General features: G+C 65.5%; 12 protein-coding genes and 3 rRNA genes. 2 read left to right on the top strand and 13 right to left on the bottom strand.

Translation table 11 applies throughout. The annotated features are described in order from the left end of the window. Positions 1-39: 39 nt before the first annotated feature. Positions 40-816 (top strand): IclR family transcriptional regulator, encoded by a 777-nt coding sequence (locus tag BMW26_RS15225; protein ID WP_442922970.1) that lies wholly within the window; start codon positions 40-42, stop codon positions 814-816. Between the two features lie 104 nt (positions 817-920). On the opposite strand, the gene rrf is transcribed toward BMW26_RS15225, so the two are convergent. The 11 genes from rrf to BMW26_RS15280 form a co-directional block, all read right to left on the bottom strand. Beyond that, a 5S ribosomal RNA gene (gene rrf, locus BMW26_RS15230) occupies positions 921-1,038 on the bottom strand. 109 nt (positions 1,039-1,147) lie between these two features. After that, positions 1,148-4,252 (bottom strand): 23S ribosomal RNA (locus BMW26_RS15235). Positions 4,253-4,664: 412 nt separating this feature from the next. Next, positions 4,665-6,189: ribosomal RNA gene (locus BMW26_RS15240) — 16S ribosomal RNA — on the bottom strand. The 16S, 23S and 5S rRNA genes sit together here, the layout of an rRNA operon. A 595-nt stretch (positions 6,190-6,784) precedes the next feature. Beyond that, positions 6,785-7,996, bottom strand: coding sequence for an ornithine--oxo-acid transaminase (gene rocD, locus BMW26_RS15245; protein WP_072591944.1), 1,212 nt, complete (start codon positions 7,994-7,996; stop codon positions 6,785-6,787). Then, on the bottom strand, positions 7,993-8,880 hold the full coding sequence (ddaH, locus tag BMW26_RS15250) for a dimethylargininase (RefSeq protein WP_053097827.1): 888 nt from the start codon (positions 8,878-8,880) through the stop codon (positions 7,993-7,995). Before ddaH ends, rocD begins: the two co-directional genes overlap by 4 nt. Before the next feature lie 165 nt (positions 8,881-9,045). Beyond that, positions 9,046-10,062, bottom strand: a complete 1,017-nt coding sequence (locus BMW26_RS15255) for an NAD(P)-dependent alcohol dehydrogenase (protein ID WP_072591945.1) — start codon at positions 10,060-10,062, stop codon at positions 9,046-9,048. Position 10,063: 1 nt separating this feature from the next. Further along, positions 10,064-10,294 carry a helix-turn-helix transcriptional regulator gene (locus BMW26_RS15260; RefSeq protein WP_053097831.1) on the bottom strand — a complete coding sequence of 77 codons (231 nt, stop codon included), beginning with the start codon at positions 10,292-10,294 and terminating at the stop codon, positions 10,064-10,066. Further along, positions 10,294-10,728 (bottom strand): hypothetical protein, encoded by a 435-nt coding sequence (locus BMW26_RS15265; protein ID WP_072591946.1) that lies wholly within the window; start codon positions 10,726-10,728, stop codon positions 10,294-10,296. The genes BMW26_RS15260 and BMW26_RS15265 overlap by 1 nt, the downstream gene beginning before the upstream one ends. An 88-nt stretch (positions 10,729-10,816) precedes the next feature. Continuing rightward, on the bottom strand, positions 10,817-14,518 hold the full coding sequence (locus BMW26_RS15270; RefSeq protein WP_072591947.1) for a proline dehydrogenase family protein: 3,702 nt from the start codon (positions 14,516-14,518) through the stop codon (positions 10,817-10,819). A 130-nt stretch (positions 14,519-14,648) separates the two neighbouring features. Next, the gene (locus tag BMW26_RS15275) at positions 14,649-15,473 is read right to left on the bottom strand and encodes a hypothetical protein (RefSeq protein ID WP_230101220.1); all 825 of its coding nucleotides are present in this window, start codon (positions 15,471-15,473) and stop codon (positions 14,649-14,651) included. Positions 15,474-15,477: 4 nt separating this feature from the next. Then, positions 15,478-16,038 (bottom strand): acyl-CoA thioesterase, encoded by a 561-nt coding sequence (locus BMW26_RS15280; RefSeq protein ID WP_072592381.1) that lies wholly within the window; start codon positions 16,036-16,038, stop codon positions 15,478-15,480. Between the two features lie 130 nt (positions 16,039-16,168). On the opposite strand from BMW26_RS15280, the gene BMW26_RS15285 reads away from it, so the two are divergent. Beyond that, positions 16,169-16,675 carry a GNAT family N-acetyltransferase gene (locus tag BMW26_RS15285; protein WP_053097837.1) on the top strand — a complete coding sequence of 169 codons (507 nt, stop codon included), beginning with the start codon at positions 16,169-16,171 and terminating at the stop codon, positions 16,673-16,675. A gap of 110 nt (positions 16,676-16,785) precedes the next feature. Here the strand turns inward: BMW26_RS15285 and BMW26_RS15290 are convergent, their stop codons facing one another. Then, a complete protein-coding gene (locus BMW26_RS15290; protein ID WP_072591948.1) occupies positions 16,786-18,477 on the bottom strand; it encodes a cytochrome b/b6 domain-containing protein in 1,692 nt (563 codons plus the stop codon). A 2-nt stretch (positions 18,478-18,479) separates the two neighbouring features. After that, positions 18,480-19,451: an electron transfer flavoprotein subunit alpha/FixB family protein gene (locus BMW26_RS15295; protein WP_072591949.1), complete on the bottom strand. Its 972-nt coding sequence runs from the start codon at positions 19,449-19,451 to the stop codon at positions 18,480-18,482. Position 19,452 lies beyond the last annotated feature (1 nt).

The raw sequence follows: 19,452 nt of genomic DNA on the forward strand, positions 1-19,452 counted from the left end.
ACCCGACGGGTCGCGCGTGGCAGGTGATCGTGACATCCTGTGTCTGTGATCCCAGACAATGAAGTGGCCGCCGCGCAGGTGCCCGCCGCCCACAACACGCTGCGGATCCTGAGTTATCTGGCCGGGCGCCCCGCGCCCGTCGCCGCCTCGGCGATCGCCCGCGAACTCGAGCTGCCCCGGTCGACCGTTTATCACCTGCTCACGACCCTCGCTGCGCACGGGTTCGTGCTGCATATGAAGGAAGACCGGCGCTGGGGCCTCGGCACCTCGGCATTCGAACTCGCCGGCGGATACGCGCGGCAGCAGCCGCTCGCACGGATCGGGCGGCCTCTTGTGGCCGCCCTCTCAGATCGTCTCGGCGAGAGCACCCACCTGGCGGTGATGAGCGGCGGCGACGTGCTCTATATCGTCGAGGAGCGCGCTCCCCGACGGCAGGCTCTCGTGACGGATGTCGGCGTCCGCTTGCCTGCGCACCTCACCGCCTCGGGGCGGGCCATGCTGGCTGCGCTCCCCCGCGAGCAGGTGCGTGCGCTGTATCCGAGCGCGTCTGCGTTCCCCGACCGTACGGGACGCGGCCCCAGGAAGCCGAGTGAACTGCGCGAGCTGCTGCGCACCGTTCGTGAACGCGGCTATGCGACCGAAGACAGCGAGGTGGCAGACGGACTGCGCAGCGTCGGCGCCGTCGTCCGCGATCATGCGGGCTGGCCTGTGGCCGCGGTCGCTGTGACCTGGGCCGGCGGCGAGCTCGATGAGCGTATCCTTGCGGACGCCGTGATCGAGACGGCGTCCGCGCTCGAGTCACGGCTCAAGCGTTGACGCTGCGCATTCTCTGCCGCGCCCGGTCAGTCAGCGACTGCGCTTGCGCACACGTTAACGCAGAAAAGCCACCCAACATTGGGTGGCTTTTCTGTTTAGAAGAAGTCCGGCGGTGTCCTACTCTCCCACAGGGTCCCCCCTGCAGTACCATCGGCGCTGTGAGGCTTAGCTTCCGGGTTCGGAATGTAAACCGGGCGTTTCCCTCACGCTATGGCCGCCGAAACACTATTGATGTTTCAATCAAACCTATAGACAAATCATTGTTGTCTGTAGGGTTCTCGACCGTACATCGAGAACCACTCAGTGGACGCGTAGCACCAACAAACGGTGTGTTATCAAGTCATCGGCTTATTAGTACCAGTCAGCTGCATGCATTACTGCACTTCCACATCTGGCCTATCAACCCAGTAGTCTGGCTGGGAGCCTCTCACCCGAAGGTATGGAAATCTCATCTTGAGGCCGGCTTCCCGCTTAGATGCTTTCAGCGGTTATCCATCCCGAACGTAGCTAATCAGCGGTGCTCCTGGCGGAACAACTGACACACCAGAGGTTCGTCCAACCCGGTCCTCTCGTACTAGGGTCAGATCCTCTCAAATTTCCTACGCGCGCAGCGGATAGGGACCGAACTGTCTCACGACGTTCTAAACCCAGCTCGCGTACCGCTTTAATGGGCGAACAGCCCAACCCTTGGGACCTACTCCAGCCCCAGGATGCGACGAGCCGACATCGAGGTGCCAAACCATGCCGTCGATATGGACTCTTGGGCAAGATCAGCCTGTTATCCCCGAGGTACCTTTTATCCGTTGAGCGACAGCGCTTCCACAAGCCACTGCCGGATCACTAGTCCCGACTTTCGTCCCTGCTCGACCTGTCAGTCTCACAGTCAAGCTCCCTTGTGCACTTACACTCGACACCTGATTGCCAACCAGGTTGAGGGAACCTTTGGGCGCCTCCGTTACTTTTTGGGAGGCAACCGCCCCAGTTAAACTACCCACCAGGCACTGTCCCTGAACCGGATTACGGTTCGAAGTTAGATATCCAGAGTGACCAGAGTGGTATTTCAACAATGACTCCACATGAACTGGCGTCCATGCTTCACAGTCTCCCACCTATCCTACACAAGCCACACCGAACACCAATACCAAGCTGTAGTAAAGGTCACGGGGTCTTTCCGTCCTGCTGCGCGTAACGAGCATCTTTACTCGTAATGCAATTTCGCCGAGTTCGCGGTTGAGACAGTTGGGAAGTCGTTACGCCATTCGTGCAGGTCGGAACTTACCCGACAAGGAATTTCGCTACCTTAGGATGGTTATAGTTACCACCGCCGTTTACTGGGGCTTAAATTCTCAGCTTCGCCTTGCGGCTAACCGGTCCTCTTAACCTTCCAGCACCGGGCAGGCGTCAGTCCGTATACATCGTCTTGCGACTTGGCACGGACCTGTGTTTTTAGTAAACAGTCGCTACCCACTAGTCTCTGCGGCCTCCAAACGCTTTCGGAGCAAGTCCTAATACGTCGAAGGCCCCCCTTCTCCCGAAGTTACGGGGGCATTTTGCCGAGTTCCTTAACCACGATTCTCTCGATCTCCTTGGTATTCTCTACCTGACCACCTGAGTCGGTTTGGGGTACGGGCGGCTAGAACCTCGCGTCGATGCTTTTCTTGGCAGCATAGGATCATCCACTTTTTATCCGCATCGTGTCTCAGCCTATGTGAGAGACGGATTTGCCTATCTCTCGGCCTACGCACTTGCACCAGGACAACCATCGCCTGGCTTGGACTACCTTCCTGCGTCACACCTGTTAATACGCTAACCGCACCAGAATGGGGTCGTGCGCTAGGCCCAACGCGTCACCCCGAAGGGATCAGTCACTGGGATTCAGACACTTAGCACTACTGGATTAGCTTGGGCGGTTCTTCGCCGGTACGGGAATATCAACCCGTTGTCCATCGACTACGCCTGTCGGCCTCGCCTTAGGTCCCGACTTACCCAGGGAAGATTAGCTTGACCCTGGAACCCTTGGTCTTTCGGAGGACGTGTTTCTCACACGTCTTTCGCTACTCATGCCTGCATTCTCACTCGTGTAGCCTCCACGGCTGGTTTACACCGCCGCTTCGCTGGCCACACGACGCTCTCCTACCCATCAACACGGCTGGACCACGAAGGCCTACCAATAATGTCAATGCCACAACTTCGGTGGCGTGCTTGAGCCCCGTTACATTGTCGGCGCGGAATCACTTGACCAGTGAGCTATTACGCACTCTTTCAAGGGTGGCTGCTTCTAAGCCAACCTCCTGGTTGTCAAGGCAACTCCACATCCTTTCCCACTTAGCACGCGCTTTGGGACCTTAGTTGGTGGTCTGGGTTGTTTCCCTCTCGACTATGAAGCTTATCCCCCACAGTCTCACTGCTGCGCTCTCACTTACCGGCATTCGGAGTTTGGCTGACGTCAGTAACCTTGTAGGGCCCATCGGCCATCCAGTAGCTCTACCTCCGGCAAGAAACACGCAACGCTGCACCTAAATGCATTTCGGAGAGAACCAGCTATCACGAAGTTTGATTGGCCTTTCACCCCTATCCACAGCTCATCCCCTCAGTTTTCAACCTAAGTGGGTTCGGTCCTCCACGACGTCTTACCGTCGCTTCAACCTGGCCATGGATAGATCACTTCGCTTCGGGTCTAGGACATGCGACTGAATCGCCCTATTCAGACTCGCTTTCGCTACGGCTACCCCTCAACGGGTTAACCTCGCCACATATCGCTAACTCGCAGGCTCATTCTTCAAAAGGCACGCTGTCACAGCTACTAAGGCTGCTCCAACGGTTTGTAAGCAAACGGTTTCAGGTACTATTTCACTCCCCTCCCGGGGTACTTTTCACCTTTCCCTCACGGTACTTGTCCGCTATCGGTCATCTGGGAGTATTTAGGCTTATCAGGTGGTCCTGACAGATTCACACGGGATTTCACGGGCCCCGTGCTACTTGGGATACTCTTCGCGCCACGGTTGGCATTTCGACTACGGGGTTGGCACCCTCTATGACCGGCCTTTCAAGACCGTTCGTCTATACCATCGTGTAACGCCGCCATCTCGGCAGAGATGACTGAAAAGTCCCACAACCCCCAACGTGCAACGCCTGCCGGCTATCACACACGCTAGGTTTAGCCTGTTCCGGTTTCGCTCGCCACTACTAACGGAATCGCGGTTGCTTTCTCTTCCTGTGGGTACTGAGATGTTTCACTTCCCCACGTTCCCTCTACCCGCCCTATATATTCAGGCGGGAGTCACTAGGTCGGCACGCCGCCCAGCGGGGTTTCCCCATTCGGACACCCTCGGATCAAAACTTGCTTATCAGTTCCCCGAGGCTTATCGCAGATTGCTACGTCCTTCTTCGGCTCCAGATGCCAAGGCATCCACCGTTTGCTCTTAAAGACTTGAAATCACATGAGTTTGAATCAGAATCGACACCAGACCCGAAGGTCTGGCATGAAATTGACTAATGATCTTTAAGATCATCTTGTGCAACCGACCGAAGCCGGCTGCAAGATGCTCGCGTCCACTGTGTAGTTCTCAAAGTACGGGCGGTACCCCTTCTCGCCACCCCCACAGGGGAAACAACAAGAGGCCCAGAGGTACAGAAACGATCCGAAGATCGCATCCGGTCCCTCAGGACCCAACAGCGTGCAGACACCTCGCTCACGAAGCCCCACTTTCCAACCAACCCGAAGGTCAGCGTACTCACGAGACTCAGCTGCGCTGATGTCATGTCAAATGTTCCACCCATGAGCTCCCAGCGAAGAACGAACGTCTTCGATCTGGGTTCTGGACTCCGAAGAGTCAGATGCTCCTTAGAAAGGAGGTGATCCAGCCGCACCTTCCGGTACGGCTACCTTGTTACGACTTAGTCCTAATTACCGATCCCACCTTCGACGGCTCCCTCCACAAGGGTTAGGCCACCGGCTTCAGGTGTTACCGACTTTCATGACTTGACGGGCGGTGTGTACAAGACCCGGGAACGTATTCACCGCAGCGTTGCTGATCTGCGATTACTAGCGACTCCGACTTCATGAGGTCGAGTTGCAGACCTCAATCCGAACTGGGACCGGCTTTTTGGGATTCGCTCCACCTCGCGGTATTGCAGCCCTTTGTACCGGCCATTGTAGCATGCGTGAAGCCCAAGACATAAGGGGCATGATGATTTGACGTCATCCCCACCTTCCTCCGAGTTGACCCCGGCAGTATCCCATGAGTTCCCACCATTACGTGCTGGCAACATAGAACGAGGGTTGCGCTCGTTGCGGGACTTAACCCAACATCTCACGACACGAGCTGACGACAACCATGCACCACCTGTTTACGAGTGTCCAAAGAGTTGACCATTTCTGGCCCGTTCTCGTATATGTCAAGCCTTGGTAAGGTTCTTCGCGTTGCATCGAATTAATCCGCATGCTCCGCCGCTTGTGCGGGTCCCCGTCAATTCCTTTGAGTTTTAGCCTTGCGGCCGTACTCCCCAGGCGGGGAACTTAATGCGTTAGCTGCGTCACGGAATCCGTGGAATGGACCCCACAACTAGTTCCCAACGTTTACGGGGTGGACTACCAGGGTATCTAAGCCTGTTTGCTCCCCACCCTTTCGCTCCTCAGCGTCAGTTACGGCCCAGAGATCTGCCTTCGCCATCGGTGTTCCTCCTGATATCTGCGCATTCCACCGCTACACCAGGAATTCCAATCTCCCCTACCGCACTCTAGTCTGCCCGTACCCACTGCAGGCCGGAGGTTGAGCCTCCGGATTTCACAGCAGACGCGACAAACCGCCTACGAGCTCTTTACGCCCAATAATTCCGGATAACGCTTGCGCCCTACGTATTACCGCGGCTGCTGGCACGTAGTTAGCCGGCGCTTTTTCTGCAGGTACCGTCACTTTCGCTTCTTCCCTGCTAAAAGAGGTTTACAACCCGAAGGCCGTCATCCCTCACGCGGCGTTGCTGCATCAGGCTTGCGCCCATTGTGCAATATTCCCCACTGCTGCCTCCCGTAGGAGTCTGGGCCGTGTCTCAGTCCCAGTGTGGCCGGTCACCCTCTCAGGCCGGCTACCCGTCGACGCCTTGGTGAGCCATTACCTCACCAACAAGCTGATAGGCCGCGAGCCCATCCCCAACCAATAAATCTTTCCAGTAACTGACCATGCGGTCGCTACTCGTATCCAGTATTAGACGCCGTTTCCAGCGCTTATCCCAGAGTCAGGGGCAGGTTGCTCACGTGTTACTCACCCGTTCGCCACTGATCCCACAGAGCAAGCTCCGTGTTCACCGTTCGACTTGCATGTGTTAAGCACGCCGCCAGCGTTCATCCTGAGCCAGGATCAAACTCTCCGTAAAAAAGAAATGCATACGACACCGGGAAAACGGTGACGCAGCGAGTTTGATGCTGACCAAAGAGACAAATCATTGCTGACTTTATCCGTTGCCAACCCCACAAGGAGGTTGGTCTTTGATCCAAAGGAATCTCATCCAGCCGAAGCTGAATCGAGGTTATTTGGCATTTGACAAGTGCACGCTGTTGAGTTCTCAAGGATCGGATGCTCCCACGACCCAGTCATCACAACCAGGCCCGAAGGGCAACTTCTCTATCTTATCTGTGCCATTCGGCCTGTCAAATCGACACGCCGTGAGGCTCAGAACCAGATCTGCAGCTCGGGGCTCAAGGCCGCCGAGGCAACTTCACTAGCTTATCCGTTCCGGAGTCGCTGTCAAATCGACCGTTTCTCCGAAGTGGAAGCTCCAGGTCAGACAGAAGTATGTCTGCGATCTGCTCCGAGGAGCTGATCGAGTGGAGGTGGTTCTCCGCTTGAGGGGGGTAAGGCTCTCGGCCTCTCCGCTTCCCTGTGGGGCGAACAAGTTATAAGTTACGTGGGTTCCGGGGTTCCGGCAAATCCGGGCTGTCCGCCGGGCGTGTCGCCCGGCGGACAGGGCGTCACGCCCCGAGAACCAGCTTCAGCTGCTCGACCGCCCAGTCGAGTTCGGTCGCGCGGATCACCAGCGGAGGGGCGATGCGGATCGTCTGACCGTGGGTGTCCTTGACGAGCACACCCCGGTCGAGGAGCTTCTCCGCGATCTCGCGGCCGGTGCCCTTGGCGGGGTCGATGTCGACGCCGGCCCACAGCCCGGCGATGCGCACCTCGGTCACCCCGTGCCCGATCAGCGGCTCGAGGCCGGCGGCGAGGTGGGCTCCGAGTGCGCGAGCGCGCTCCTGGAACTCCCCGGACTCGAGCATCTCGACGACCCGCAGGCCGACGGCCGCGGCGAGCGGGTTGCCCCCGAACGTCGAACCGTGTTCACCCGGGCGGATGACTCCGAGCACATCCGCGTCGCCGACGACCGCCGACACCGGAAGGATCCCGCCGCCTAGCGCCTTGCCCAGGAGATACAGGTCGGGCACGACGCCCTCCCGATCGCAGGCGAAGGTCTCGCCGACCCGGCCGAGACCCGACTGGATCTCATCGGCGATGAACAGCACGTTCTTCTCGTCGCAGATCTCGCGGATGCGGCGCAGGTATCCCTCCGGGGGGATCACCACTCCGCCCTCGCCTTGGATCGGCTCGATCAGCACGGCGGCGGTGTTCTCGGTGATGGCCGCTGCGACGGCATCCGCGTCCCCATAGGGAACCACGTCGAATCCCGGCGTGTACGGGCCGAAGTCCGTCCGCGCCTCGGGGTCGTCGCTGAAGCTGACGATGGTCGTGGTGCGGCCGTGGAAGTTGCCGGCCGCGACGATGATGCGCGCCTGGTCGTCCGCGATGCCCTTGACGCGATACCCCCATGCGCGAGCGACCTTGATGCCGGTCTCGACCGCTTCGGCGCCGGTGTTCATCGGCAGCACCATGTCTTTGCCGGCGAGAGTCGACAGCGCGGCGGCGAACGGCTCGAGCCGATCGCTCATGAAGGCGCGGCTCGTGAGGGTGACGCGACCGAGCTGCTCGGTCAGGGCCACCACGAGAGCCGGATGCCGGTGCCCGAAGTTCACCGCCGAATAGGCGGCGAGCAGATCGAGGTACCGCTTGCCCTCGACATCCGTCACCCACGCACCCTCACCCCGGGCGATGTTGACCGGCAGCGGGTGGTAGTTGTGGGCGACGTGCGGCTCCGCCGTCACCTCGGCGCTCACGCCCGGGTCGACGGCGGTCACACCGCACCGCGCAGTTCGAGGGTGCAGCATTTGATGCCGCCGCCGCCGAGCAGCAGCTCGGACAGGTCGATCATGATCGGGTTGTAGCCGCGCTCGCGCAGCTGCTTCTCGAAGCCCTTCGCGCGCGGCGAGATGATCACGTTGTAGCCGTCGCTCGCGGAGTTGAGACCGAAGACGGATCCGTCCTCGTCGGACACGAGGATCGCCTCGGGGAAGCGCTCCTCGAGGATCGCCCGGCTCTCGTCGTCGAACGCGCCGGGAAGATACGCGATGTTCGCGCGCTCGGGGCCGCCGTTCTCTACGCCCTGCACGGGGTCGAGCACCGCGATCGCGGTGTCCAGGTGGTAGAAGCGCGGGTCGACCAGGTTGAGCGACACGACCTCACGGCCGAAGACGTCGCCGACCTCGCGGTGGCTGTCGCCGGTCGAGCGGAACCCCGTGCCGGCGAGGATCACGTCGCCGACGAGCAGGAAGTCGCCCTCGCCCTCGTTGACCTCTTCGGGGATCACGGTGTCGTAGCCCGCGGCGCGGAACCAGTCGGCGAACGCGGGCGCCTCGCCCTGGCGCTCGACGAAGCGGAACTTCGGCACGTAGGCGCGGCCGTCGATCAGGAACCCGCCGTTCGCCGTGTAGACCATGTCGGGGAACCCGGCGAGAGGCTCGATCAGCTCGACCTCATGGCCGAGCTCGAGGTACAGGTCGTGCAGCTTCTGCCACTGCTCGACCGCCCTGGCCGTGTCGGTCGGCTTCGAGGGCTCCATCCACGGGTTGATCGAGTAGTTCACCGTGAAGTGCGACGGCGTGCACATCAGGTAGTGACGGTGGTGTGCGGTGCGGACCGGGGCTGCGGTCTCGGATGCCGGCGCAGTGGTTTCGACAGACATGGGGCTCCTCGAACGGATGCGGCGGACGCTGTCCAGGGGCCCGGCGGTCCTTCGACCCGCGCCGCTCGATGAGAGCCGGCGCCCGGGGAAGATGCGACTCGGGCACGCCAGCATCCATTCTGTCACCCGTCCCCTGGACGCCGCCAGAGCGCGGGCGCTTCTCGCTCAGGCTCCGCGGACGACGACCTTGCCGACCGTATGACCGGCCTCGAGGTGCGCGAGGGCCGCGCGAGCCTCGTCGAATCCGAATTCGCGCTCGATCACGGGTGTGATCCGCCCCTCGGCGGTGAGCTCGAGCAGCTTCGCCAGGATCTCCGAACGAGGGCTCGCAGCCAGCGGGCGGATGCGGCGGCTCGAACCGATCGACAGGAACGCCGCCTTCACCATCCGCGGGATCGGGCCCAGCACGGGGCCGCCGTCACCCGTCACGAGCACCACCCGTCCGCCGGAGATCACGAGGCGCTGCAGGTCGCGCAGCGGCATCCCTCCGGCGATGTCGATCACCGCGTCGAAGTGCGCTGCGGGCAGCTCCGTCAGCGGCGAGCGACGGTGGTCGAGGGTGCGCACGGCGCCGAGGTGCTCGACGAGGCGCGCGTTGCGTTCGCCGCACGTCGCCCAGACCTCGGAACCACGCAGCGCCGCGAGCTGCACCACGAAGGTGCCCACTCCCCCGGAGGCGCCGAGCACCAAGACTCGAGGGACATGGCCCGCCGCAGTGTGCTTGACGGAGCGGAAGCCGATCCCCGCGTGGTCGAGGGCCTGCCATGCGGTGCCTGCGGCGATCGGCAGGCAGGCCGCAGTCACGGAGGTCACATCCGGCGGGATCGGGACGAGGCGCGTCGCGGGCACAGCGACATGCGATGCGAGTCCCCCTCCTCCGACGAGCTCGCCCACCACGCGCTCGCCGACCTCGGCGCCGATCTCCTGGGATCCGACGGCGACGACGGTGCCGGCCACCTCCATTCCCCGCACCGGATGCTTCGGGCGCGTCAGGCCGAAGACCGGACGCACGAGCAGGGGGTCTCCGAGCATGAGGCGGATATCACCGGCGTTGAGGGCGGTCGCCTCGACGCGCAGCACCACCTCGCCCGGACGCGGGATCGGAACGGGGATCTGCTCGAGGTGCACTCCGTCGGACGGGCCGTACGTCTCACGCACCCAGGCAGGCATCGTCTCGGTCATCTCACACCTCCGTGGTCGTGGGCTCGGGGTACTGGAACAGGTCGTCGATGCCGACGCCGAATGCCCGGGCGATCTGAAAGGCCAGTTCGAGGGTCGGCGAGTACTTCTCCTGCTCGATCGCGATCAGCGTCTGGCGAGTCACGCCGACGCGGCGGGCGAGCTCGGCCTGGGTCAGACCGGCGGCCTCCCGATGCGCACGGATGCGGTTGGAGACGAGCGTCGGCTTGACCATCAGACGAGACCCCTTCGATAGGCCACGACCCGCGCGATCCCGCCCACGATCGTCGCGATCGCGAAGCCCGCGAACATGGCGTGGGCGATCCAGAAGACGTCCGCGTTCATCGCGCAGAGCAGGATCACGCCGGTGCCCGCGATGGCCACGAACGCCTGCTCGACACGACTCCCCATGCGACCGATGTCCCGATCGCGGATGTCGGACTTGCCCACGCCCTCGGGGTCACGTGCGCCGGCGATCATGCCCCAGATGATGCTGATCGCGATGGTCACGACGATTCCGCCGCCGATCATCCACAGCATCAGCGGCGGCCAGTCGACCTCGGTCACGGGACCGCCGGCCGCCTGCTGCAGCACCGCGACGACGTACGCCGTGATGGCGATCAGGCTGACGACGAGACCGACCCAGACGTTGCGCTCCTCGTAGACCATGACACCCTCCCGTGTAAAAGATTCTTGACACGAGGTTACGCCTGCGGCATCCGCTGTGTCAAGAATTCTTTACACCGCTCGCGCGGCGTCAGATGACGGAAGCGCTCCAGGCGTCGGGGTTGCCGTAGCGGTGCGCGGTGATCGCGATGGCCTGCTCGTGCACGAAGGGCAGCAGCTCGATGCGCCCGGCGGAGGTGACCTCGCCGTCGTACACCGCGAGGTCGGGATCGCCGCCGACGGCTGTCGCCAGTGCGCGGTGCAGCGCTGCCACGGAGTCGCGGGGCCCGACCAGTCGCACCCGGCTCGGTCGCAATTCGTCGTCGAGGGATTCGAGCGTCGTGGACGGCTGCTCGCCGCGCCGCCGCATCCGCTCGATCCACTCGTCGTCGCTCTCCATGTGGACGATGGCGCCGAGCTCGCCGAGAGCGCGGCGAACCGGCGCCGGAAGACCGACGGGCGTCGACAGCACGAACCGGGCGCCGGCGCGCACCGCGGCGACGACGACGCGCAGCAGCTCCTGCCAGCCGGCATCCGCGGTGGCTCTGATCGCGACCGGCACCGGGCGGTAGCGGAACAGGTTGCGCTCGATCCCGAGGTGCGACACGTCGCGCACCTGCCCGAACTCGCGGTCCCAGGCGAGCGCATCCGAGAGCGCAGAACGACGCAGCCACTCGAAGGCCTCGAAGTCGAGCGACGGCTGCGCTGACTCGATGAGGTCGGTGATGCGCGAGTCCAGCCCGCGCAGATGGAGAGTGCTCGAGACGGTGCCGGACCCGCTCGACCGCCAGGATCCGAGTCCGATGAGGTAGTTCGGGCCGCCGGCCTTGGCGCCGGGGCCCACCGAGGAGCGCTTCCACCCGCCGAACGGCTGGCGCTGCACGATCGCACCGGTGATGCCCCGGTTCACGTAGAGGTTGCCGGCCTGCACGCGGTCGAGCCAGAGCGCGAGCTCAGCCGGGTCCTGCGTGTGCAGTCCGGCGGTCAGACCGTACTCGACCGCATTCTGCAGATCGATCGCCCGCTCCAGCGTCGGCGCGTGCATGACGCCGAGCACCGGGCCGAAGAACTCCTCGGTGTGGAACCGAGAACCCGGCTGCACTCCCACACGGATGCCGGGTCGCCAGAGGCGCCCCGTGGGGTCGTCGGTCGAGACGGCGGGCTCGATGAGCCACTGCTCGTCGCCTTCGAGCTCGGTGAGCGCCCACGCGAGCTTGCCCTCGGGTCGCTCGATCACGGGTCCGACCTCGGCGAGCGGATCGGTGGGCCAGCCGACATGCAGCGACCGAGTGGCATCGGCCAATTGACGGGCGAAGCGCTGGGAGCGTCCGACGGGTCCGACGAGGATCGCGAGGGAGGCCGCCGAGCACTTCTGCCCCGCGTGCCCGAAGGCGCTGCGCACCAGATCGGCGACCGCGAGATCGAGATCAGCCGAGGGGGTGATGATCATCGCGTTCTTGCCGCTGGTCTCGGCGAGCAGCGGAAGTTCGGGGCGCCACGAGCGGAACAGCGCCGCCGTCTCCCACGAACCGGTGAGGATGACCCGATCGACGGACTCGTGCGAGATCAGCTCACGGCCGAGATCGCCCTCTTCGATGTCGACGAGGGCGAGCACGTCACGGGGAACGCCGACCTCCCAGAGCGTCTCGGCGATGACCGCCGCGCAGCGGCGAGCCTGCGGAGCCGGCTTGAAGACGACTCCGGAGCCCGCGGCGAGCGCGGCGAGCACGCCGCCCGCGGGGATCGCGAGAGGGAAGTTCCACGGTGGGGTGACGACCGTCACGCGCGCCGGGTCGAACGTGGCGCCGGCGACGGCATCCAACTCCCGCGCCTTGGCGGCGTAGTAGCGCGCGAAGTCCACGGCCTCGCTGACCTCGACGTCGGCCTCGGCGAAGACCTTGCCGGTCTCGGAGGCGGCGACCTCGATCAGGTCTCCGCGGCGCCCTTCCAGAGCGGCGGCCGCGCGCAGCAGCACTTCGGCCCGCTCGGCGGCGGGGCGAGCACCCCAGAGCGCCGCGGCGTCGTGCACGCCCGCGATCGTGGCCTCGAGCGTGTCCGCATCGTCGATCCGGGCGGCCTCGATCGTCGAGACGCCGAGGGTGGAGTCGTCGATCCGGGCGGTGATCTCGCGGGCCCAGTCCCGGTTGGCCGGAAGCGACGGGTCGCTGTCGGGCGTGTTCGCGAAGCCCGGCGCGCCGCCGGTCGCCTCATCGATCTCGCGTGGGGCGTAGACCGCGGTCTCCAGGAACGGCCCGGTCGGGTCATCCGATCCGCGCGAGATTCCGAGCACCGCCTGGGTCAGCCCCTCCTCGGGCGCAGGCGCCACGGGCACGGGCCGCATGGACTCGTGCACGGGTGCGAGTCGGTCCTGGCTGCGCAGCGCCCCCACCTGCAGCGTCGGGGACGCCGAGCGGTCGACCGCATCGAGGAACCTGTCGCGCTCACGCACGAACAGCGCCTCATCGTCACCGAGGCGGAATGCTGCGGACAGGAAGTTGTCGCTCGACGCGTTCTCTTCGAGCCGGCGCACCAGGTAGCTGATGGCGACGTCGAACTCGCTCGGCTTCACGACCGGGACATAGAGAAGCACCTCGCCGACCTCGCGGGAGACGGCCTGCACCTGCCCCTGCGCCATGCCGAGGAGCATCTCGAATTCGATCGGCGGCTGCGAGTTCGCGGCGGTCGCCGATCCCGGATCGAGAGCGCGGACACCCCGCTCCCCCGCGAGCAGCCACGCATAGGCGATGCCGAACAGGTTGTGACCCGCGATCCCCAGACGCACGGCGGCGACGTTCTCGGGGCGCAGCGCCCAGTCGAGGCAGCGCAGATAGTTGGCGTCGGTGTCGAGCTTCGTGTCGTACGTCGCCTGCGTCCATCCGTGCATCCGCGCCTCGACCCGCTCCATCGCGAGGTTGGCTCCCTTGACGAGCCGCACCTTGATGGGGGCGCCGCCGTGGTCGACGCGCTCGCGAGCCCAGGCGGTGAGCTGCTGCAGCGCCGGCAGGGCGTCGGGCAGATAGGCCTGCAGCACGATGCCGGCCTCGAGACCTTCGAGCCGCGGATCCTCGAGGATGCGTGTGAACACCGCGATCGTCAGATCGAGGTCGCGATACTCCTCCATGTCGAGGTTGATGAAGGTGCGATCCGACGCGGCGGTCAGATACAGCGGAAGGAGTCGCTCGACGACCGACTCCACGACCTCGTCGAACGCCCACATCGAGATGTGGCTGACGATCGCCGACACCTTCACCGAGACGTAGTCGACATCGGGACGACGGATCAGCTCATGGATGCCGTCGAGCCGCCGCTGCGCCTCGGCCTCGCCGAGCACGGCCTCTCCCAGCAGATTGAGGTTGAGTCGTGCGCCCGATTCGCGGATCTTCGCGATCGCAGGACCGAGCTTGGCCGGTCGGGCGTCGACGACGAGGTGACCGACCATCTCGCGCAGCACCCTGCGGGCGATGGGCACCACGGGGCTCGGCAGCATCTGCGCGACTCCGCCGCCGATGCGCACGGCCGACTGCAGGTACCACGGCAGGAACTCGGGCACGATCGGGGCGATGCGGTGAAGCTGGGATGCCGCGGCGCTGAGGCTCTCGGGGCGCATGACCCCGTCGACGAATCCGAGCGTGAACGGCAGCCCGTTGGCATCCTGCAGCACACCGGCCAGGCGCTCGGCCGCCGGATCGACATCGGCGGCCGCGGCCTCGATCACCCAGCGGCGGGCGAGCTCGACCGCACGGTCCGCGAGCGAGACGGATTCGGGATCCGTGGAGGGCATCGGGTCGGCCATGAGCTCAGCCTAGGACCGCGGTGAGCGCCTGGCCCTGAGCGACGATCGCGTCGTGCGGTTCCGGTCGCAGTTCGTGCCGTCGAACGCGCGGGCGGGCGGCACGAACTGCGACCGGAAGAGGTGGAACCGCTCAGAGCGCGGCGATCATCTCGTCGTATCCCTCGCGGAAGGTCGGGTAGTCGAGATCGCCGAGGAACTCCTGCAGCAGATGCCCGTCGAGCACCGTCCCGCCGCCGACCTCGGGGTCGAGGTGCGGCGGCGGCTCGACGCCGAGCCGGGTGGCGATATGCGCGACCACGTCTCCGAGCAGCACCGGCTCCCGATCGACGGCGTGGATCAGCGGCGGCGCGGAGTCGGCGCGCAGCATCGCCTCGAGCAGCCGCACGAGGTCCGTCTCGTGGATCCGGTTCGTGCGACGCGTGTGGTCGACCGGTGCCGCCTCTCGCACCCGTCGGATGAGAAAGTCGCGTCCCGGGCCGTAGATGCCGGCGGGCCGCACGATGCGGGCACCGAACAGCTCCATGGCCAGCTGCTCGCCCTCGACCAGATCGCCGCCTCGCTCGCTCGAGACCCGCGTCGCGTCGCGCTCGGTCAGCGGTGTCTCGCCGGGACGCCCCTCGAACACGCGCGTCGATGACACGAACACGACCCGCTCAGGCATCGACGGCAGGGCCTTCGCGAGCCCGCGCAGCGCCGGTGGATAGATCGAGTCGCCCTCGGTGCTGGGCGGCAGCGTGACCACGACCGAGTCGAAGGCCGGAAGGTCGCGGTCGAGCGGATGCCGCAGATCCGCCTCGATCGTCGGGAAGGGCAGCTCCCCCGCACTCCGGCGCATGGCCGTGACCTGCGCGCCCTGCTCGACGAGCCGCTCGCCGAGTCGCACGCCGAGTTTGCCGCATCCCACCAGCAGCACCGAGCCCGGTGCGCGCGTCTCGAGACCCCACGGATCGGTCACGGGGTCAGTTCCACACGCTCGGCGCGGAGGTGCGCACGGGAGGCAGAGCGGATGCCGCGGCCCAGTCGTGCACCCACGGATCGATCTCGGGCACGCCCTCGGGCTTGCCCACTGCGGCGAACAGCTCTTCGTTGCTGACCGTGCCTCCGGTGCGGCGCAGCATCCGCGAGCGCACGATCACCCGCGCGTAGATCTCGCCGCCGACGACGGCTCGGTGCTCGAGGAACACGGCCTTGTCGTCGTGTCCGATGAACCGGGACTCCACCTCGAACCGCTGCCAGAGCTGCAGGGACTTGCGGAAGGTGACGGTCTCGCTCGACACGACGGCGTACCAGCCGCGCTCGTTCATCGCGTCGAACAGCCCCGTGCGGATCAGCAGGTCCCAGCGACCGAGGTCGAACAGCGACAGGTAGCGACCGTTGTTCATGTGGCGCAGGATGTCGATGTCGGTGGGGAGCGTCGTCAGTGTGATGCTGCTGACGGAGCCCGCGTCGAGGGTCTTGCCTCGCCGCACGCGGCGACGGGCGGAGAGGATCACGAGGAGAGTGCGCCAGATCACGTTCACGAGCACTGATCGTAGCCAGCGACGAACGATTCGCGAACATCGTTGTGCGATGTCTCCAGCGGCATATCGGTGCTGCGGGAACGCTTCCGTTCGATTTCCTCTTCGCGGACCCCGCGCGTAGAGTCGCGATATGAGCGCCGAAGCCCAGCCTGAAGTCATCGTCCGTCCGGTCCGTGATGTGGATGCGGAAGCCCTGGGTCGCGTGCACGCGCAGTGCTGGCACGAGACCTACGACCACCTGATCAGCAAGGCAGCCCTCGAGAAGGTCTCTCCCCGCCGCATGGCCGAGCTGTGGACGCACTGGGCCTCGCAGGGCCCCGAGTTCACCATGCGCGCCGCGCTCGTCGACGGAGAGATCGTCGGGTTCGTCGGCTCCGGCCCCGCTCGCGACAAGGACGCCCCGGCGTTCCGCGAGCTGTACTTCATCTACCTGCTCGACGCGTATCACTCCACGGGCATCGGCCAGAAGCTGTTCGACGCCGCCGTCGAGAAGGACGAACCTCTCTACCTGTGGGTCGCGGAGGACAACCCCCGCGCCCACCGCTTCTACACGCGCAACGGATTCACGCTCGACGGCGCGAGCCACACCGAGCCGTTCCTCGGCGAGACGCTGACCGAGGTGCGCTTCGTGCGCTGAGCCCGCGCCTCGTGGCCCTCGCGCTCACGTTTTCGCATGAACGGCCCCCTGCCTCAGGCAGGGGGCCGTTTCGCTGCGTCGGAAGCAGTCTGGGCTGAATCGTGGACGGGTCAACGTCCGGAGACGGTGCCGAACAGCTTCGCGATCGGGGCGATGACGAGCGGCCGGGCGGCGACCCAGCCGAGGGCGATCACCACGAGGGATGCCACGAAGACCCAGAACCCGGTCCAGCCGACGGCGTCCGAGGAGGCGTACATGTGGTTGAGGTTGCGCAGGAACCCGGTGAGGAACACCAGCGCGACGTGTCCGATGATGAACACCACGAAGTAGATCATGATCGGGAAGTGCAGCGCGCGGGCCCACTCGATCGGGTAGGCCTTCGAGAGACGCTCGGCCTTCTTCGGCCACATCCCCGACATGCGGAACCCGGTCGCCGCCGCCAAGGGAGCCGCGATGAACACCGTGACGAAGTAGGCCAGCTGCTGCAGGCTGTTGTAGTTCACCCAGCCGTGTTCAGTCGGCCAGTCGAACGACACGTACTGCAGCGCGGCCGACAGCGCGTTAGGGATGACCTCCCAGCTCGTCGGCACGATGCGCGCCCAGTGTCCGGTGACGAACAGCAGCACCACGAAGATCACGCCGTTCACGAGCCAGAGGATGTCGAGCGCCTGGTGGAACCAGATCGTCAGGCTGACCTTGCCCTTGGGATCGTTGCGCGGGGTCCAGAACGCGGTCGGGCGCTTCTCGTTGCGGATGCGGAGGCCCGACCGGATGATGAGCACCATCAGGAACACGTTGAAGAAGTGCGCCCAGTTGGTCCACGGGGCGAACCCCGGTTCGACGGCGACGGCCGGCTCGTATTCGCCGGGGAACGCGGCGAGGAAGTCCTGCATGAACGGGAAGCTCAGCAGCGCCCGCACGAACGCCACGGCAGCGGCCGCCAGGATGCCGAGAGCCGCGGCGCCCAGAAGGACGGCGATCGCCTGGGTCCAGGTCGGCCGAGGTCGGTCGGATGCCGGAGCGGTCGCCGTGACGTGCCGAGGCGCACTGCCGTTCCAGACGGTGCGGGGAGCGGGCAGCGGGATCGAAGGATCCCCGAGCGCGAACGCGGCGGCGGTGGCGACGGCCGTGGTGGGTGCGGATGCCGGAGCGGCGGCCGGTGCGGATGCCGCGACCTCGGGGGCTGCATCAGCGGAGGCATGGGCATCCGCGGCAGCCGGGGCGTCCGCGGCAGCCGGGGCATCGACGGCGATGGAGGAGGCCGCGTCCGAGGCGACTGCGATCAGCGGAACGGTATCCGCCGGGGGCCAGGGATCTCCGCCGGCGACTCGCGGCAGACCGCGACGCACGGATCCCGTCTGCGCGACGACCGGGGCCGACTCAGGCGTCGGCTCGTCGAGCGTGGACGGCCAGGCGGACCGGGTCGGCACGTCTGCCGCGGCGTCGGTGGCAGCATCCGCCGGCTCCGGCGTCGAAGACGATGTCCGCGCCGCGGCAGCGCCTGCGACAGCCGCCACGCTCGCGGGAGGCCACGGTTCGCCGCCCGGCGTGCGCGGAAGGCCTCGGCGAAGGGACGCGCCACTCGCCGCAGACGGCACCGCGTGCTCGACGACCGAGGACTCGGGCTCCGGCACGGCAGCCGCCGGGGCGGCCTCCTCCGACTCATCGAGCGAGGTCGACGGCGCCGAGAGCGGCGATGCGTACTCGGCATCCGCAGGCGCCTCAACGGCGATGTCGCCGGGAGGCCACGGCTCGCCGCCGGGAACGCGCGGGAGCCCGCGCCTGAGCATCCGCGTCGCCATGGCTACTTCTTCCGCGCCTCGAGGGCCGCGATCACCTGCGGGACGATCGTGAACAGATCGCCGACGATGCCGAAGTCGGCGACGTCGAAGATCGGCGCCTCGCCGTCCTTGTTGATCGCGACGATGTTCTTCGCCGTCTGCATGCCCGCGCGATGCTGGATCGCACCCGAGATGCCGAGGGCGACATACAGCTGCGGCGAGAGCGAGACGCCCGTCTGACCGACCTGATGCGACTGGGGGATGTAGCCGGCGTCGACCGCCGCGCGCGAGGCGCCGACCGCTGCGCCGAGAGCGTCGGCGAGCTCTTCGACGAGCACGAACTTCTCCTTCGAGGCGAGGCCGCGACCACCCGAGACGACCCGCGTGGCGCCGCGGAGCTCAGGCCGCGTCGACGTGGACTCGACGGCCTCGACCGCGCCGACGGTCGCCCCGACGGTGCCGGATGCCGACACGGAGAGCGCGTCGATCGTCGGCGACTCCACCGCCTCGGCTCGCGCGTCGACCGCGCCCTGACGCACCGTGATGACCGGTGCGCCGAACGTGGGAGCCGAGTCGGTGAGGTACGCGCCTCCGTAGACGGAGTGGTGGGCGACGATGCCCTCGTCATCCCTCGAGACGCCGACGGCGTCGACCGACAGCGCCAGCTTCGCGCGCACGGCGAACCTCCCGGCGACATCGCGTCCGCTGATCGAGTTCGAGATCAGCACAGCATCCGGCCGCACCTGCTCGAAGGCCGCGTGCAGTGCATCGACGATCGGCACGGTGAGCACTGACGGGTCGCCGTCGGCCGTGAGCACGACCGACGCTCCGGCCGCGGCGACCTGAGCCGCCGCGTCTGCGGACCCTCCGACGACGAGCGCGACCGGAGCGCCGACGGTCGAGGCCGCGCCGATCAGTGCCGCCGTGCTGCTGGCGGGGTTGCCCGCGGGGTCGAGGTCGACGAGGACGAGGATGGGGTTCTCGGGGTAGGTCATG

It is taken from the genome of Microbacterium sp. 1.5R (assembly GCF_001889265.1).
In the GTDB taxonomy this organism is placed as follows: domain Bacteria; phylum Actinomycetota; class Actinomycetes; order Actinomycetales; family Microbacteriaceae; genus Microbacterium.